This window comes from Pseudomonas sp. JUb52, from assembly GCF_004341115.1.
Lineage (GTDB): Bacteria > Pseudomonadota > Gammaproteobacteria > Pseudomonadales > Pseudomonadaceae > Chryseomonas > Chryseomonas oryzihabitans.
In genome coordinates this window covers 107,089-123,552 of the sequence record NZ_SLYS01000005.1, presented here as the reverse complement: position 1 = coordinate 123,552, position 16,464 = coordinate 107,089, and the positions used below count along the sequence as shown (strand labels likewise).

19 protein-coding genes are annotated in these 16,464 nt (G+C 65.8%); 14 read left to right on the top strand and 5 right to left on the bottom strand.

From position 1 onward, the window contains the following. The first annotated feature begins 10 nt into the window (after positions 1-10). The 4 genes from EC839_RS10485 (at position 11) to EC839_RS10470 (ending at position 3,272) form a co-directional block, all read left to right on the top strand. On the top strand, positions 11-751 hold the full coding sequence (locus EC839_RS10485) for an SPOR domain-containing protein (protein ID WP_007161615.1): 741 nt from the start codon (positions 11-13) through the stop codon (positions 749-751). Between the two features lie 101 nt (positions 752-852). Then, entirely contained in the window at positions 853-1,386 is a 534-nt protein-coding gene (hslV, locus tag EC839_RS10480; RefSeq protein ID WP_007161614.1) for an ATP-dependent protease subunit HslV, read from the top strand. Between the two features lie 20 nt (positions 1,387-1,406). Then, complete coding sequence (gene hslU / locus EC839_RS10475; protein ID WP_007161613.1) at positions 1,407-2,756, top strand: ATP-dependent protease ATPase subunit HslU; 1,350 nt, start codon at positions 1,407-1,409, stop codon at positions 2,754-2,756. Positions 2,757-2,900: 144 nt separating this feature from the next. After that, positions 2,901-3,272 carry a gamma-butyrobetaine hydroxylase-like domain-containing protein gene (locus tag EC839_RS10470; protein ID WP_007161612.1) on the top strand — a complete coding sequence of 124 codons (372 nt, stop codon included), beginning with the start codon at positions 2,901-2,903 and terminating at the stop codon, positions 3,270-3,272. A gap of 6 nt (positions 3,273-3,278) precedes the next feature. Here EC839_RS10470 and EC839_RS10465 read toward each other — a convergent pair whose 3' ends face one another. Continuing rightward, positions 3,279-3,557, bottom strand: a complete 279-nt coding sequence (locus EC839_RS10465) for a polyhydroxyalkanoic acid system family protein (RefSeq protein WP_007161611.1) — start codon at positions 3,555-3,557, stop codon at positions 3,279-3,281. 150 nt (positions 3,558-3,707) lie between these two features. Between EC839_RS10465 and ubiE the strand changes: the two genes are divergently transcribed. The 9 genes from ubiE (at position 3,708) to EC839_RS10420 (ending at position 9,731) form a co-directional block, all read left to right on the top strand. After that, positions 3,708-4,478, top strand: coding sequence for a bifunctional demethylmenaquinone methyltransferase/2-methoxy-6-polyprenyl-1,4-benzoquinol methylase UbiE (ubiE, locus tag EC839_RS10460; protein ID WP_007161610.1), 771 nt, complete (start codon positions 3,708-3,710; stop codon positions 4,476-4,478). Further along, on the top strand, positions 4,478-5,113 hold the full coding sequence (locus EC839_RS10455) for an SCP2 domain-containing protein (protein ID WP_007161609.1): 636 nt from the start codon (positions 4,478-4,480) through the stop codon (positions 5,111-5,113). The genes ubiE and EC839_RS10455 overlap by 1 nt, the downstream gene beginning before the upstream one ends. Then, entirely contained in the window at positions 5,110-6,708 is a 1,599-nt protein-coding gene (gene ubiB / locus EC839_RS10450) for a ubiquinone biosynthesis regulatory protein kinase UbiB (RefSeq protein WP_007161608.1), read from the top strand. The genes EC839_RS10455 and ubiB overlap by 4 nt, the downstream gene beginning before the upstream one ends. Positions 6,709-6,843: 135 nt before the next feature. Further along, a complete protein-coding gene (gene hisI / locus EC839_RS10445; RefSeq protein WP_007161607.1) occupies positions 6,844-7,245 on the top strand; it encodes a phosphoribosyl-AMP cyclohydrolase in 402 nt (133 codons plus the stop codon). Continuing rightward, the gene (locus tag EC839_RS10440) at positions 7,238-7,570 is read left to right on the top strand and encodes a phosphoribosyl-ATP diphosphatase (protein WP_007161606.1); all 333 of its coding nucleotides are present in this window, start codon (positions 7,238-7,240) and stop codon (positions 7,568-7,570) included. Before hisI ends, EC839_RS10440 begins: the two co-directional genes overlap by 8 nt. A gap of 27 nt (positions 7,571-7,597) precedes the next feature. Beyond that, positions 7,598-7,864, top strand: coding sequence for a twin-arginine translocase TatA/TatE family subunit (locus EC839_RS10435; protein ID WP_007161605.1), 267 nt, complete (start codon positions 7,598-7,600; stop codon positions 7,862-7,864). 9 nt (positions 7,865-7,873) lie between these two features. Further along, a complete protein-coding gene (gene tatB / locus EC839_RS10430) occupies positions 7,874-8,230 on the top strand; it encodes a Sec-independent protein translocase protein TatB (protein ID WP_007161604.1) in 357 nt (118 codons plus the stop codon). Beyond that, complete coding sequence (tatC, locus tag EC839_RS10425) at positions 8,227-9,024, top strand: twin-arginine translocase subunit TatC (RefSeq protein ID WP_007161603.1); 798 nt, start codon at positions 8,227-8,229, stop codon at positions 9,022-9,024. The genes tatB and tatC overlap by 4 nt, the downstream gene beginning before the upstream one ends. Then, positions 9,021-9,731: a 16S rRNA (uracil(1498)-N(3))-methyltransferase gene (locus EC839_RS10420; RefSeq protein WP_007161602.1), complete on the top strand. Its 711-nt coding sequence runs from the start codon at positions 9,021-9,023 to the stop codon at positions 9,729-9,731. The genes tatC and EC839_RS10420 overlap by 4 nt, the downstream gene beginning before the upstream one ends. Positions 9,732-9,802: 71 nt before the next feature. On the opposite strand, the gene mdoH is transcribed toward EC839_RS10420, so the two are convergent. The 4 genes from mdoH to pip form a co-directional block, all read right to left on the bottom strand. Next, positions 9,803-12,400 (bottom strand): glucans biosynthesis glucosyltransferase MdoH, encoded by a 2,598-nt coding sequence (gene mdoH, locus EC839_RS10415; protein ID WP_007161601.1) that lies wholly within the window; start codon positions 12,398-12,400, stop codon positions 9,803-9,805. Continuing rightward, positions 12,393-13,913, bottom strand: coding sequence for a glucan biosynthesis protein G (locus tag EC839_RS10410; RefSeq protein ID WP_219860166.1), 1,521 nt, complete (start codon positions 13,911-13,913; stop codon positions 12,393-12,395). Before EC839_RS10410 ends, mdoH begins: the two co-directional genes overlap by 8 nt. Positions 13,914-14,126: 213 nt before the next feature. After that, complete coding sequence (dtd, locus tag EC839_RS10405; protein ID WP_007161599.1) at positions 14,127-14,564, bottom strand: D-aminoacyl-tRNA deacylase; 438 nt, start codon at positions 14,562-14,564, stop codon at positions 14,127-14,129. After that, the gene (gene pip, locus EC839_RS10400) at positions 14,561-15,526 is read right to left on the bottom strand and encodes a prolyl aminopeptidase (RefSeq protein WP_007161598.1); all 966 of its coding nucleotides are present in this window, start codon (positions 15,524-15,526) and stop codon (positions 14,561-14,563) included. Before pip ends, dtd begins: the two co-directional genes overlap by 4 nt. A gap of 132 nt (positions 15,527-15,658) precedes the next feature. Between pip and EC839_RS10395 the strand changes: the two genes are divergently transcribed. Next, complete coding sequence (locus EC839_RS10395; protein WP_007161597.1) at positions 15,659-16,462, top strand: hypothetical protein; 804 nt, start codon at positions 15,659-15,661, stop codon at positions 16,460-16,462. The last annotated feature ends 2 nt before the right edge of the window (positions 16,463-16,464 follow it).

Genomic DNA, 16,464 nt, shown 5'->3' with positions numbered 1-16,464 from the left:
TCACCGCCTGATGGCCACCAAGAAAGCCCCACCCAAGCGCGGCGCCAGTCGCAACACCTCGGCTCCCAAGAAACAGCCCCTGCCCGGCTGGGTCTGGCTCGCGTCGGGTCTGGCCATCGGGGCCTTCGTGGTGTTCCTGATGAAGCTCGAACCGGGCAACAAGGCGGTGCAGCGCGCCAAGCCGGAAGAGGGTCGCCCGGCCGCCGCGGCGGGCAACGGCAAGCCGGCCGCGACCGCCGCCGGCAAGACCGAGGGCACGCCGCCCACGCCGATCAAGCCCAAGTACGATTTCTATACCCTGCTGCCGGAATCCGAGGTGATCGTGCCGCCGGATGCCGTGCCGCGCAATCCGGCCGCCAAGCCGGCCACCCCGGCCAAGCCGGATGCCGCCGCGACCCCGGCGCAACCTGGCCAGGCGGCCACGGCGACACCGGCCACGCCCGCGACCACGCCGGGCCAGCCGGCCGCCACGCCGCCCAAGGAAGCCACCACCAAGGCCCAGCCGCCGGTGACGCTGTTCTTCCTCCAGGCCGGGTCCTTCCGCACCCAGGCCGATGCCGACCGGGTCCGCGCCCAGATCATCATGCTCGGCCAGGACGTGCGGGTGGAGTCGGGCAAGGTCAAGGACGACACCTGGTACCGGGTACTGGTCGGTCCCTACAGCGATCGCGACCAGCTGACCCAGGCGCAGAAACAGCTCGCCGGCAGCGGCTTCAAGAATCTGTTGCTGCAACAGCGACGCGGTCACTGATCGGAGCAATCCCTCGCCGCGGCGCTTGAAGGGCGTCGCGGCCATCCCCATATCTCCGCGTAACCGGGGCTGACTGCCCCAAGCAACGCGGAGAGATTCCCTTGACCACCATCGTTTCTGTACGCCGCAACGGCAAGGTCGTGATCGGCGGCGACGGCCAGGTTTCCCTGGGCAATACCGTCATGAAAGGCAACGCCAAGAAAGTCCGGCGGCTGTACCGGGGCGAGGTGCTGGCCGGTTTCGCCGGCGGTACCGCCGACGCCTTTACCCTCTTCGAGCGCTTCGAGGCGCAACTCGAGAAGCACCAGGGCCACCTGGTCCGGGCCGCCGTCGAGCTGGCCAAGGACTGGCGCACCGACCGCGCCCTGCGCCGCCTGGAAGCCATGCTGGCGGTCGCCAACAAGGACGCTTCCCTGATCATCACCGGCAATGGCGACGTGGTGGAGCCCGAAGAAGGCCTGATCGCCATGGGTTCCGGTGGCGCCTATGCCCAGGCCGCCGCCCGCGCCCTGCTCATGCACACTGACCTGGGTGCGCGCGAGATCGCCGAGACCGCCCTGAATATCGCCGGTGACATCTGCGTGTTCACCAACCGCAACCTGACCATCGAGGAGCTGGACGCGCCCCAGGCGTGATTCCGGTTTAGAGACTGCCCATGTCCATGACCCCCCGCGAGATCGTCCACGAACTCAATCGCCACATCATCGGCCAGGACGACGCCAAGCGCGCCGTGGCCATCGCCCTGCGCAACCGCTGGCGGCGCATGCAGCTGCCGGTCGAGCTGCGCCCCGAGGTCACGCCCAAGAACATCCTGATGATTGGCCCAACGGGTGTGGGCAAGACCGAAATCGCCCGCCGCCTGGCCAAGCTGGCCAATGCGCCCTTCCTCAAGGTGGAAGCCACCAAGTTCACCGAGGTCGGCTATGTCGGCCGCGACGTCGAGTCCATCATCCGTGACCTCGCCGATGCCGCGGTGAAGATGCTGCGCGAGCAGGAGATGGTGCGTAACCGCCATCGCGCCGAAGACGCCGCCGAAGAGCGCATCCTCGATGCCCTGCTGCCGCCGGCGCGTCCCTCGGTAGGCTTCAGCAACGAACCCCAGCCGGCGTCGACCGATAGCAACACCCGCCAGCTGTTCCGCAAGCGCCTGCGCGAAGGCCAGCTGGACGACAAGGAAATCGACATCGAGGTGGCCGATGCCCCTGCCGGCGTCGAGATCATGACCCCGCCCGGCATGGAGGAGATGACCAGCCAGCTGCAGAATCTCTTCGCCGGCATGCACAAGGGCAAGACCAAGCAGCGCAAGCTCAAGGTCAAGGAAGCGCTCAAGCTGGTGCGTGACGAGGAAGCCGCCCGCCTGGTCAACGAAGAAGAACTCAAGGGCCGCGCCCTGGAAGCCGTTGAGCAGCACGGCATCGTCTTCATCGACGAGATCGACAAGGTCGCCAAGCGCGGCAACACCAGCGGCGCCGACGTCTCCCGCGAAGGCGTGCAGCGTGACCTGCTGCCGCTGATCGAGGGCTGCACCGTCAACACCAAGCTGGGCATGGTCAAGACCGATCACATCCTGTTCATCGCCTCGGGTGCCTTCCACCTGTCCAAGCCCAGCGACCTGGTGCCGGAGCTGCAGGGCCGCCTGCCGATCCGCGTCGAACTCAAGGCGCTGACCCCGCAGGACTTCGAGCGCATCCTCACCGAGCCGCACGCCTCGCTCACCGAGCAGTATCGCGAGCTGCTCAAGACCGAGGGGCTGCACGTGGACTTTGCCGCCGACGGCATCACCCGCATCGCCGAGATCGCCTGGCAGGTCAATGAGAAGACCGAGAACATCGGTGCCCGGCGCCTGCACACCCTGCTGGAGCGCCTGCTCGAAGAGGTGTCCTTCAGCGCCGCCGACCTCGCCGGCCAGCAGAATGGCGAGCCCATCGTCATCGACGCGGCCTATGTGAACGGCCACCTGGGCGAACTGGCCCAGGACGAAGACCTGTCGCGCTATATACTGTAATGGTAGGTTTGGTGCATTCGTGATCGCGGCCATCGGCCGCTCCTACAGGAGACATCGAACCCTGTAGGAGCGGCCGCATCGGCGGACCGCCATGGCCGCGATGGCCTCAGGCAAAGACTGCAAAACCGCTCAGAGAACCTCACCATGCGTACTCCCACCGCCATCCAGCTCCACAAGGCTTCGAAGACCCTCAGCGTCAGCTATGGCGCGGAAACCTTCGAGCTGCCCGCCGAATTCCTGCGCGTGCATTCGCCCTCGGCCGAGGTTCAGGGACACGGCAATCCGGTATTGCAGTGGGGCAAGCAGCAGGTCGGCATCAGCGCCGTCGAACCGGCCGGGCGCTACGCCATCAAGCTGACCTTCGACGACGGCCACGACAGCGGCCTGTTCAGCTGGGACTATCTCTATGAACTGGGCAGTCGCCGCGACGCGCTCTGGGCCGACTACCTAGAACAACTGGCCCGCGCCGGCAAGACGCGGGACCCGCATGTCAGCGCGGTCAAGCTGATGCTCTGAGCGGACTCAGGCCGCCAGGGCCTTGTCCAGCTTGCGCTCGATTTCCTTCTCGATCTGGCCACTGAGCATCGAGAACATCATGCCCAGGGTCGCCAGCACCCGCACCCGGTCCTCACCGACCTCGATCCGCCCATCCACGCCGCTGCGCGTGAACTTCAGGGTATCGCCTTCCCAGGCGCAGGCCACCCCATAGTCGCGCGTGAGTTTTTCCGCCAGCTTGTCGGTCTTTTGGCGAACGCTTTCCAGGCCGAGCGAATGGCTGCGTTCGATGGTGATCTGGGACATCGGGGAACTCCGGATAAGGGGCCCTGACTATAGCGAGGGCCCGGCACCTCGCCAATCGCGAGAACCGAGCGGTCAGCCAGGTTTTAGCCAGGCAAGCCGGGCGATCCCCCTGCTAGAATGCCCTCTTGTCCCTGTCCCAGGTGTAGCCCCATGAGCGATCCGCGCAAAGGCCCCGAGGCCGAATCCCAGACCCACTTCGGCTACCAGAGCGTTCCGGAGAGCCAGAAGGCTTACAAGGTCGCGGAAGTCTTCCATTCGGTCGCGGCCAAGTACGATGTGATGAACGACCTGATGTCGGCGGGCATCCACCGGCTGTGGAAGAGATTCACCATCGAACTCTCCGGCGTGCGCCGCGGCAACCGGGTGCTGGACATCGCCGGCGGTACCGGCGACCTGACCAAGCAGTTCGCCCGCCTGGTCGGCCCCACCGGCGAGGTGGTCCTGGCCGACATCAACGATTCCATGCTCAGGGTCGGACGCGACCGCCTGCTCGACGAGGGCGTCGCCAGCAACGTGCGCTTCGTCCAGGCCGATGCCGAGAAGCTGCCCTTCCCCGACAACCATTTCGACTGCATCACCATCGCCTTCGGTCTGCGCAACGTCACCCACAAGGACCAGGCGCTGGCCTCCATGCTGCGCGTGCTCAAGCCCGGCGGCCGGCTGCTGGTGCTGGAATTCTCCAAGCCCACCAATCCGCTGGTGTCCAAGGCCTATGACGCCTACTCCTTCGGCTTTCTGCCGCTGATGGGCAAGCTGGTGGCCGGTGACGCCGACAGCTATCGCTACCTGGCCGAATCCATCCGCATGCACCCCGACCAGCAGACCCTCAAGGCCATGATGGAAGAGACCGGCTTCGCCCGGGTGACCTTCCACAACATGACCGGCGGCGTGGTCGCCCTGCACCGCGGCATCAAGCCCTGATGGCCCTCGTCACCCAGGCGTTGCTGGCCGCGCTGGAGCGTGGCCTGAATCCGCTGCTGGCGCTGGATCCGGTGGCGCTGCCGCGACTGGCCGGCCTGACCGGCCGGGTGATCGCGGTCCAGACCCGGCAACCGGCGTTGCGCCTCTACATCCTGCCCGCGGGTGACGGCCTGCACTTCGCCGCCCATCACGAGGGCGACATCGACTGCACCCTGAGCGCCCCGGCGACGCGCCTGGCCGAGCTGGCCCTGGCCCGCGACAAGCAGCGGGTGCTGCACCAGCCGGACGTCCGCCTGGAAGGCGACAGCACCCTGCTGATCGAGCTGTCCGACATCCTGCAGAAGCTGGAGCTGGACTGGCAGCACGAGGTCAGTCGCTGGCTCGGCCCGCTGCCCGCGGCCTTGCTCGGCGATCTGGCCCGGCGTGGCCAGGCCCTTGGCGAACAGAGTCGTGACAGTCTGCAGCTGACGCTGTCCAACTGGCTGAACGAGGAGAGTCGTCAGCTGGTCGGCCGCCTGGAAGGCGAGGCCCGCTTCGCCGAGATCGATGCCCTGCGCCTGGACGTGGATCGTCTCGACGCCCGTCTCGCCCGCCTGGGCGCCGCCCGCAACGCCAGGGATAACCCCGACGAATGAAGCTGTTCGCTGCCCTCAACCGCCTGTTGCGGATCTTCTTCGTGGTGATCCGCTATCGGCTGGACGACATCGTCTACGCTCTGCCGCTGCCCTGGTACCTGCGCGCCACCCGCTATGTGCTGCCCTGGCGCTGGCTGCCGCGGCCGAGCAAGACCCTGCCGCGCGGCGCCCGCTTGCGCCTGGCGCTGGAAGGCCTGGGCCCGGTGTTCGTCAAGTTCGGCCAGATCCTCTCCACCCGTCGCGACCTCATGCCCGAGGATATCGCCGACGAACTGATGTTCCTGCAGGACAAGGTCCCGCCTTTCCCACCGGAAAAGGCCGTGGCGCTCATCGAGTCGCAACTCGGCGTCCCCATCAAGCAGGCCTTCGCCCGTTTCGACCACCAGCCACTGGCCTCGGCCTCGGTGGCCCAGGTGCATGCCGCCCAGCTGCGCACCGGCGAAGAGGTGGTGGTCAAGGTGGTACGGCCCGGCCTGAAGGGCATCATCAGCCAGGACATCGCCTGGCTGTTCCTGCTGGCGCGCATGGCCGAGCGGCTGTCCGCCGAAGCCCGCCGCCTGCACCCGATGGACGTGGTCAGCGACTACGAGAAGACCATCTACGACGAACTGGACCTCCTGCGCGAAGCCGCCAACTCCAGCCAGCTCAGACGCAATTTCGACGGCTCCGAGCGCCTCTATGTGCCCCAGGTGTACTGGGACTGGTGCCGCGAGCGGGTGCTGGTCATGGAGCGCATCTACGGCATCCCGGTGACCGACCTGGCCGCGCTGCGCGACCAGGGCACCGACTTCAAGCTGCTGGCCGAGCGCGGCGTGGAGATCTTCTTCACCCAGGTGTTCCGCGACAGCTTCTTCCATGCCGACATGCACCCGGGCAACATCTTCGTCAGCACCGCCAAGCCCTGGGATCCGCTCTATATCGCGGTGGACTGCGGCATCATCGGCAGCCTGACCCCCGAGGACCAGGACTACCTGGCGCGCAACCTCTGGGCCTTCTTCCAGCGCGACTACCGCAAGGTCGCCCAGCTGCACATCGACTCCGGCTGGGTACCGGCCAACACCCAGGTCAACGAACTGGAAGCGGCCATCCGCACTGTCTGCGAACCCATCTTCGAGAAACCGCTCAAGGACATCTCCTTCGGCCAGCTGCTGCTGCGGCTGTTCCAGGTGGCACGCCGCTTCAACATGGAAATCCAGCCGCAGCTGGTGCTGCTGCAGAAGACCCTGCTCAATATCGAAGGCCTGGGCCGCCAGCTCTATCCGGACCTGGACCTCTGGTCCACCGCCAAGCCCTATCTGGAAAAGTGGATGCGCAAGCGGCTGAGTCCACCCCAGGTCGCCCGCAACATCCAGCAGCAACTGGAGCAGATCCCGCATCTGGCGCAGATGGCCCGCGACACCCTGGAACGCATCACTCAGCCCCACCGCAAGGACCCGCCCAATCCCTGGGGGGATCGCCGCGACGACTGGATCGTGCGCGTCATAGGCGCGGTGCTGCTGGTGGGCGCCGCCCAGCTGGGTCTCGAACCCCAGCCCCATGCCTGGCCGGCCTGGGCCATGCTGGTCGGCGGCCTGGTTCTGGTGATCAGGCGCTGAACTCCTTAAGCTGTAACCGTCCTGTCATTTTTATCGGGCGAAATACACGCCCTCAGCCACTGGTGCCCTGCCGCTGTATTCGAGCCGCGTCTTGTGCGAGGCTGGTACCCTAAATTCGTAGTACTGAACAGACCGATGAGCGACTGGTTAGACGAGATCCACTGGAACAGCGATGGCCTGGTACCGGCCATCGCCCAGGACCCCACCTCGGGGCGCATCCTGATGATGGCCTGGATGAACCGCGAATCCCTGGCCCTGACCGCCGCCGAAGGCCGTGCCGTCTACTGGTCGCGTTCGCGCAACCGGCTGTGGCGCAAGGGCGAGGAATCCGGGCACGTGCAGCGTGTCATCGAGCTGCGCCTGGATTGCGATGCCGACGTGGTGGTGTTGCAGGTGGAACAGCTCGGTGGCATCGCCTGCCATACCGGCCGGGAAAGCTGCTTCTATCGCGTGCTGCGCGAAGGCCAGTGGGAGACCGTCGATCCGGTGGTCAAGGACCCCAGTGCCATCTATGCCGGAGGGCACGGCCATGACTGACACCCTCGCGCGCCTGGCGCAGGTGCTGGAAGAACGCAAGCAGGCCGCCCCGGACTCCTCCTATGTGGCCAGCCTCTACCACAAGGGTCTGAACAAGATCCTGGAAAAGGTCGGCGAAGAAAGCGTCGAGACCATTCTCGCCGCCAAGGACGCCGCCATCAGCCAGCAATACGACGACGTCATCTACGAGACCGCCGACCTCTGGTTCCACAGCCTGATCATGCTCTCGGCTCTGGGCCAGCATCCCCAGGCCGTGCTGGACGAGCTGGATCGTCGTTTCGGCCTCTCCGGGCACGCCGAAAAGGCCGCCCGTACTCAATCCTGACCCCAAGCTTCGCAACGAGGAAAGACCATGGGTATCTTCGACTGGAAACACTGGATCGTCATCCTGCTCGTCGTGGTGATCGTCTTTGGCACCAAACGCCTGAAGCATCTGGGCTCCGACGTGGGCGAGGCCATCAAGGGCTTCCGCAAGGCCATGCACACCGACGAGGACGACAAGGCCGAACAGCCGGCGCCCACCGCCAGCACGGCCAACCCGAATGCGCCCCTGAATCGTCCCCAGACCTTCGATGCCGAGCACCGCAAGGTCGAAGAGCCGGTGGTGCGCAAGGACTAAGGCCCCGCCATGTTCGGAATCAGCTTTCCCGAAATGATGCTGGTGGGGTTCGTCGCCCTGCTGGTGCTGGGCCCGGAACGCCTGCCCGGTGCTGCGCGCACCGCGGGTCTGTGGATCGGTCGCCTGAGGCGCAGCTTCAACAGCATCCGCCAGGAAGTGGAGCGCGAGATCGGCGCTGACGAAATTCGCCAGCAACTGCGCAACGAGCATATCCTGTCCATGGAACAGCGCGACAACCGGCCCAAGCCTGCCGCTTCCACCCCGGAAGCCCAGACCCCACCGGCCGCCGTTGCTCCGCCCATGCCCCAGGACGTGGTTGCCGAACGCCCGCAGGATCCGCCCCAGACGCCGCCAAGAGCACCATGAGCGACAAGCCTTCCGAACACGATGACCAGGAAATGCCCCTGGTCTCGCACCTCACTGAATTGCGCACCCGCATCCTCAGATGCGTGCTGGCGACCTTTCTGATCTTTCTCGGGCTGTTCTACTTCGCCCAGAAGATCTATGCCTTCGCCTCCGAGCCGATCCGCCGCGTCCTTCCCGAAGGCGCGACCATGATTTCCACGGACGTCACCTCGCCGTTCCTAGCGCCCTTCAAGCTGACGCTGGTGGTGTCGCTGTTCATCGCCATGCCGGTGATCCTGCACCAGGTCTGGGGGTTCGTCGCGCCCGGGCTCTATCGTCACGAGAAGAAGGTCGCCATTCCGCTGCTGATCTCCAGCATCGTGCTGTTCTACGCCGGCATGGCCTTCGCCTACTTCCTGGTGTTCCCGATCATCTTCCACTTCTTCAGCAGCATCACGCCGGAAGGCGCCATGATGATGCCGGATCTGAACGCCTACCTGGATTTCATCCTGACGCTGTTCTTCGCCTTTGGCGTCGCCTTCGAGATTCCGGTGGCCACCGTGCTGCTGATCTGGATCGGCGTGGTCGACGTGGCCTACCTGAAGAAGATCCGTCCCTACGTCATCATCGGCTGTTTCGTGGTCGGCATGATCCTGACCCCGCCGGACGTCTTCTCCCAGACCATGCTGGCCGTGCCCATGTGGCTGCTGTTCGAGATCGGCCTGCTGTTCGGCCGCTTCGTGCAGAAGCGCGAGCGCCCGCTGGCCGACGAAGACGCCGCTCCCGAAGCCCAGCCGCCCGCCGAACGTCCGTGAATCTGATCCTGCTCGAAGCGGCCGACTTCACGGCTGCTGACCGGGTCGTGCTGCGCGATCCACGCCGTCTCGCCCATCTGCGCGAGGTCCACCAGGCGGCTGCCGGCGACCGGATGCGCGTCGGCCTGCTGGATGGCCTGATGGGTTCCGGCCAGATCGAGTCCCTCGACGCCGGCCAGGCCTGCCTGACCGTCACCCTCGACCAACCACCGCCGGCCAAGCTGCCGCTCACCCTGCTGCTGGCCCTGCCCCGTCCCAAGATGCTGCGCCGGGTACTGCAGACGGTGTCCGCCATGGGCGTCGCGCGCCTGGTGCTGCTGAACAGCTACCGGGTGGAAAAGAGCTTCTGGCAGACCCCGTTCCTCGAGCCCGCGGCTATCGAGGAGCAATTGCGCCTGGGACTGGAGCAGGCCCGGGACACGGTGCTGCCGGAGGTGCTGATCGAAAAGCGATTCAAGCCCTTCGTCGAGGATCGCCTGCCCGCGCTCGTCGCCGGCACCCGCGGCCTGGTCGGTCATCCGGGCAACTACCCAGCCTGCCCTCGCGCCCTCAGCGAGCCCGTGACGCTGGCGATCGGTCCCGAGGGTGGCTGGATACCCTATGAGGTCGAAAAACTGCAGGAAGCGGGTCTGGCGCCCGTACAGCTCGGTGAGCGCATCCTGCGCGTCGAGAACGCCGTACCCGCCCTCCTCGCCCGCCTGTTCTAGCCCGATTACGGACAAGAAAAAGCCCCGGCGTCTCGCGACACCGGGGCTTTTTCAATGCGCGGAGCGCCTCCTCAGGAGGCGGGCCGCGGGGTCAGGCTGGCCGGACTGGCTGCGGCATCCGCGGCCGAATCGCTGTGGGAGCGCGGCCGCAGGGTGGCGTAGGCTTCCCGCCAGTTGCGGTGCTCTTCGGCCTTCCAGACCTGCAGGTGCAGTTGCGCCATGCCGTCCGGGTCGCTGAGCAGACGCCACTGGTCGTCGCCCTTGGTCTTCTCGGGACCGGCGGCCAGGACCCGGGCCACCCGCTCTTCGCGCAGCCGGCGTGCCGGCTCCACCACCTTGCCGTGGCGACCGCGGGCCATGCCGATGGCCAGGGCATTGAGCACCGGATCGACGGTGGCGCGCAGGAAGCCCTTGGTCAGGGCGTTGCGGTTGTTCAGGTGCAGGTACTCGTCGGTCGCCACCAGCTCGCGCGGCGGTGCGTACTCTTCCGGGATCAGGAACAGGTGATGGCGGCGACTGCCCAGACCCAGGTTGGTCCGGCTGGAAATCACCGACACCGGTGCCGACAGGATCAGCGACACCACGATGGGCGACAGCCACCAGAGGAAGCGCGGATCCAGCCAGGCCACGCCGGCGGTCCAGATCAGACCGAGCAGCATCTGCGAACCATGGCGGCGGAAGGCTTCGCTCCAGGGCGTATCGTTGTCGTCCCGCTGGGGCGAATTCCACTGCACCGACCAGCCCAGGAAGGCGGCGGTCACGAACACCGTGTGGAACAGCATCCGCACCGGTGCCAGCAGCACCGAAAAGAGCATCTCCAGCATCATGGAAAGGAACAGCCGCAGGCCGCCACCGAATTCCTTCGCGCCCTTGGCGATGATCAGCACCACGCTGAGCAGCTTGGGCAGGAACAGCAGGATCAGGGTGGTGGAGAACAGCGCGATGGCCTGCTCCGGATGCCACTGGGGCCAGACCGGGAACAGCTGGCGGGGCTGGAAGAAGTACTGGGGCTCCAGCAGCTTGTGGATCGCCAAGAGCGCCGTGGACAGCACCAGGAAGAGGAACCACAGCGGCGCCGACAGGTAGGACATCACCCCGGTGAGGAACACCGCGCGGTGTACCGGGTGCATGCCCTTGACTAGGAACAGCCGGAAGTTCATCAGGTTGCCATGGCACCAGCGACGGTCACGCTTGAGTTCGTCCAGCAGGTTGGGCGGCAGTTCTTCGTAGCTGCCCGGCAGGTCGTAGGCGATCCACACGCCCCAGCCGGAACGCCGCATCAGCGCCGCTTCGACGAAGTCGTGAGAGAGAATCGCACCGGCGAACGAACCCGTGCCCGGCAGCGGTGCCAGGGCGCAGTGGTCGATGAACGGCTTGACTCGGATGATGGCGTTGTGGCCCCAGTAGTGGGATTCACCCAGCTGCCAGAAGTGCAGGCCGGCGGTGAACAGCGGTCCGTACACGCGGGTGGCGAACTGCTGCAGGCGTGCATACAGGGTGTCCATGCCGGACGCCTTGGGCGCGGTCTGGATGATGCCGGCACGCGGATTGGCTTCCATCAGCCGGACCAGGCTGGCCAGGCATTCGCCGCTCATGACGCTGTCGGCGTCGAGCACCACCATGTACTTGTACTGGCTGCCCCAGCGACGGCAGAAGTCGTCGATGTTGCCGCTCTTGCGCTTCACCCGACGACGACGACGGCGATAGAAGATGTGGCCGAAGCCACCAACCTCGCGGCACAGCTCCAGCCAGGCCTTTTCTTCGGCTACGCATTTGTCCGGATCGTTGCTGTCGCTAAGGATGAAGAAGTCGAAGTGCTCCAGCTCGCCGCTGGCGCGGACCGACTCGTAGGTGGCGCGCAGACCGGCGAAGACCCGTGGCACGTCTTCGTTGGCGATGGGCATCACCAGGGCGGTACGCGACTGGGGATCGATCGGCTCGGTGCCGGTGGAACTGGCCGAGATGCTGTACTTGTCGCGGCCGCTGAGCAGTTGCCAGAAGCCCATCAGGGCGGTCCAGAAACCGGCGGACACCCAGCAGAACAGCAGGGCGAAGAGCAGCAGGATGCTGGTCTGCACCACATAGGGCAGTACCTGGCGGATGGACTCGCCCCAGCCCTGACGGTAGACCTCGCCGAGATCGACCAGCGCCCAGCCCTGATAGGGCAGCACGGCCTTCATGTACCAGGTGGCGATGCCGGTCTGCACCAGCATCAGGATCAGCAGGATGAAGCGCCGGAAGGAACCGACCTTGCGCCAGTGCGCATGGGCATCGGCTTCGGGATCGGGTTGCCAACGGCTGTGATCCTTGCGGCCGAGCAGCCGCTTCCAGCTCCGCGCCACGGGATTGGTGCGCCAGGGATCAGGCACCATCATGGAGCGGGTCATGGGCGGGGTGGCCTTGATGAAGACGCGACCCTGGGCATCGCTGCCCAGCAGCTCGCCATCCTCCAGGGTATCGTCCCAACCGGCGGCCAGACGCGCTTCGGTGGAGGCGATCACCGCCTCGGCACCCTGGGCGCCTTCGCCGCGGGCACCGGCCAGGTGCCGGTGCAGCGACTCGACGTCCGCCGTCTGGTCCAGCACCTGCCGTTGCCCGGCGGGCAACGGCAGGTGTTCGAGGTAGTCGCCAGCAGCGGCGACCGAGGTATCGCGGGTGGTGTTATTCATTGGCAGGTAGCTGGTAAGTCCAGGTTTCGCTGAGCGGTTTGTCACCCTGGGCGAGGTTGGCGCGCATTTCCACCGGCTTGGTCTGATCCTTGACCTTGAGTCTCAAGGTCAGGCGATAGCCCTTGGTAACCGGGTTGTAGCGCACAGAGTTCTCGACCAGTTCACCGTTGGCATCCAGGCTGACCTGGGAGCCGACCTGCGAATCCTCGGGCAGGTCATCGAGGTTCGGACCTTCGAAGTCGATGATGTAGGCCAGGCTGCCATCGGTCTGGCGCACCAGGTTGGACTGGCGCACGTCACCGGTGGACAGACGGGTCTGGGAGACCCAGGCCAGGTCCTTGGTGTGCAGGTTGGGTTCGTCGGTGGTGAAGTGCAGGCGATAGCTGACATCGATCGGCTGGCCCTTCTCCGGCAGGGTGTCCGGCGTCCAGAAGGCTACGATGTTGTCGTTGGTCTCGTCCGGGGTGGGGATTTCCACCAGCTCGACGTGACCCTTGCCCCAGTCGCCCTTGGGCTCTACCCAGCCGCTGGGACGCTTGTCGTAGCGCTCGTCCAGGTCCTGGTACTTGTAGAACTCGTGGCCACGCTGCAGCAGACCGAAACCGCGCGGATTCTCGATGGTGTAGGTGCTGACCGACAGGCGGCGCGGGTTGTTCAGCGGACGCCACAGCCACTCGCCGTTGCCGGCATGGATGGCCAGACCGTTGGAGTCGTGCAGTGCCGGACGATAGTTGACCTGGGCGCTCGGCTGGTTGGGGCCGAACAGGTACATGCTGGTCAACGGCGCGATACCCAGCTTGTTGACGTTGTCGCGCAGGAACACCTTGGCTTCGACGTCGACGGTGCTGTCCTTGCCGGGAGTCAGCACGAAGCGATAGGCACCGGTGGCGCGCGGCGAATCGAGCAGCGCATAGATCACCAGGTTGCGGCGATCCGACTGGGGCTGTTCGACCCAGAATTCGGTGAAGCGCGGGAATTCCTCGCCGGACGGCAGCGCGGTGTCGATGGCCAGGCCACGGGCGGACAGGCCATAGACCTGGTTCTTGCCGATCACGCGGAAATAGCTGGCGCCGAGCATGGTCATCAGCTCGTCATGCTTGTCCGCCTTGTTCAGCGGATAGAGCACCTTGAATCCGGCGAAGCCGAGATCCTTGAGCTGGGCCTGGTCGACCTGCAGGTTGCCGAAGTTGAACATCGAGGGATCGTATTTGATCTCTTCGACATTGTTGGCGGTGACCTCGTTGATCTTCACCGGCACGCTGTAGTGCATGCCCTCGTGATAGAAATTCAGGCGGAAGGGCGTCTTGGCATTCTTCCAATAGGCCTTGTCCTGATTGAAGGTGATCTGCTGATAGTCGGCATACTTCATGCCGCTGAAGGATGCGGGCAGGTTGCTCTTGGGCGCGACGAATTTCTGGCCGGAGAGTTCTTTGGCCTTGGCGGCCACGTCGTCCAGGCTGAAGGCCAGGGCCTGGGCACTGAACAGACCCAGAGCGACGGAGAGCCCGATCAGGGCGAAGCCCTGCTTGCCCGGCTTAACTTTGGAATGAGATAACACGCAGCCTCCTAAATCAGCGTACGAATACGTTTGGCGACGGGTGGTCGCGAAACGGATAGGCAGAGGTCCGACTCCCGCAGGGGTCAATGATTCCCCAGTTGGACGACCGTTCAAACTCGAACTGCGCAATCATAGACACTTGGCAGGGCGCTGTAAGGGGCGCCCTCACTAAATCGACAATAAAAATGTCACTGGTCCGTCGTTGACCAGGGAAACCTGCATGTCGGCGCCGAAACGACCGGTCTGGACCTCGGGATGAAGGTCGCGGGCGAGGCCTACCAGATGGTTGAACAGCCTCTCGCCCTGGGCCGCCTGCGCGGCGCTGGAAAAGCTCGGCCGGCGGCCGCTGCGGGTATCGGCAGCCAGGGTGAACTGGGAGACCAGCAGCAAGCCGCCGCCGACGTCCTGCAGGGACAGATTCATGCGCTGCTCGCCGTCGGCGAACACCCGGTACTCCAGCAGTCGCTTGAGCATGCGACTGCAGGCGGCCTCGTCATCCGCCGGCTCGATACCGACCAGGACCAGCAGGCCCGCGCCTATGGCGCCGACCGTATGGCCCTCAACCTCGACGCTGGCGCGGCTGACCCTTTGCAGCAGCGCCTTCACTCGGCCTCCTGCGGCAGATCGAGCAGCTGGCGGGCGATCTGATCGGTCGCCCGCACCAGGGCGTCGCCGATACCGGGCTCGCTGGCCGCATGACCGGCGTCGCGGATGATCTGCAATTCGCTGCCCGGCCAGGCGTGGTGCAGGGCCCAGGCATTGTCCAGCGGGCAGACCATGTCGTAGCGGCCGTGCACGATCACCGCCGGGATATGGGCGATCCGGGGCATGTCGCGCAGGAGCTGGTCGGGCTCGAGGAAGGCATTGTTGATGAAGTAGTGGCACTCGATGCGGGCGATGGCCAGGGCGTGCTCGCTGAATTTCTCCAGCACGTCGGGATTGGGCCTCAGGGTCACCGTACGCCCCTCCCAGCAGGACCAGGCGCGCGCGGCGGACATCTGTGCCAGTTCGTCCGGACCGGTCAGGCGGCGATAGTAGGCCTGGATGAGGTTGCCGCGCTCTTCCTCGGCGATGGGGTGCAGATAGTCCTGCCAGAAATCGGGAAACAGCCGGCTCGCGCCTTCCTGGTAGAACCACTGCAGATCCACCGGGCGGCAGAGAAAGATGCCGCGCAGGACCATGGCCTTGACCCGCTCGGGATGGCGCTGGGCATAGGCCAGCGCCAGGGTCGACCCCCAGGAGCCACCGAACAGCACCCATTGCTCGATGCCCAGGTGTTCGCGCAGGCGCTCGATGTCCTCGACCAGGTGCCAGGTGGTGTTGTTCTCCAGGCTGGCATAGGGCGTGGAGCGACCGCAGCCGCGCTGATCGAAGGTGACGATGCGGTAGAGATTGGGATCGAAGAAGCGCCGGCTCAGGCGATCGCATCCGGAGCCGGGTCCGCCATGGATGAACAGCACCGGCAGACCATCCGGCGAGCCGCTCTCATCGACATAGAGCACATGGGGCGCTTCGACGGCCAGCTCGTGGCGGGCGTAAGGCTTGATTTCCGGATACAGATTCAGCATGTCGCGCTCCGCGGGGCAGGGTCGGCCCCTTCATCATAGACCTGCACCTTACCGGGTTTCCACGCTACCCGGGCTTGCTTCGCGTCCAGTGGCACCCGCACCATCGACGGCCAGTCGCCAGAGGAGATCGCCATGTCCCATGCCAAGCTGCAGTTGCTGCTGATCGATCCGCAAAACGATTTCTGCGACCTGCCGGGTGCGGCCCTGCCGGTGCCCGGTGCGGTGGCCGGACTGCAGCGCGTCGCGGCCCTGATCGAGCGCCTGGGTGCCCGCCTCAGCGGGGTGCAGGTGACCCTGGACTCCCATCAACCGCTGCACATCGCCCATCCGCACGGCTGGCAGGATGCCCAGGGCCAGCCACCGGCGCCCTTTACCCAGATCGGTGCGGACGAGGTGGCCAGCGGTCGCTGGCAGACCCGTGATCCAGCCGAACGTGCCCGGGCGCTGGCCTATGTGCAGGCGCTGGAAGCCGGGGGTCGCTATCGCCTGGTGATCTGGCCGGAGCACTGCCTGGTGGGCGGCTGGGGCCATGGGGTGCAGCAGGATGTCCATCAGGCGCTCAATGCCTGGGGCCGGCAGCAGGGACGCCTGGTGGATTTCATCGCCAAGGGCGGCAATCCCCATACCGAACATTATTCGGCACTGCGCGCCGAGGTCCCGGATCCGGCGGACCCGGGCACCGCGGTGGACGCTGGCCTGATCGCCCGCCTCCAGGCGGCCGATACCCTGTTGATCGCCGGCGAAGCGCTTTCGCACTGCGTGGCCAGCACCGTTCGCGATCTGCTGGAATTCTGGCCGCGGGAGAGGCGCCAGGACCTGGTGCTGCTGACCGACTGCAGTCATTCGGTGCCGGGCTTCGAAGCCCAGGGCGACGCCTTCCTCGCCAAGATGCGCGCCGCCGGCATCCGCCTGGCGACCTCGACGGACGTGCTCTAACC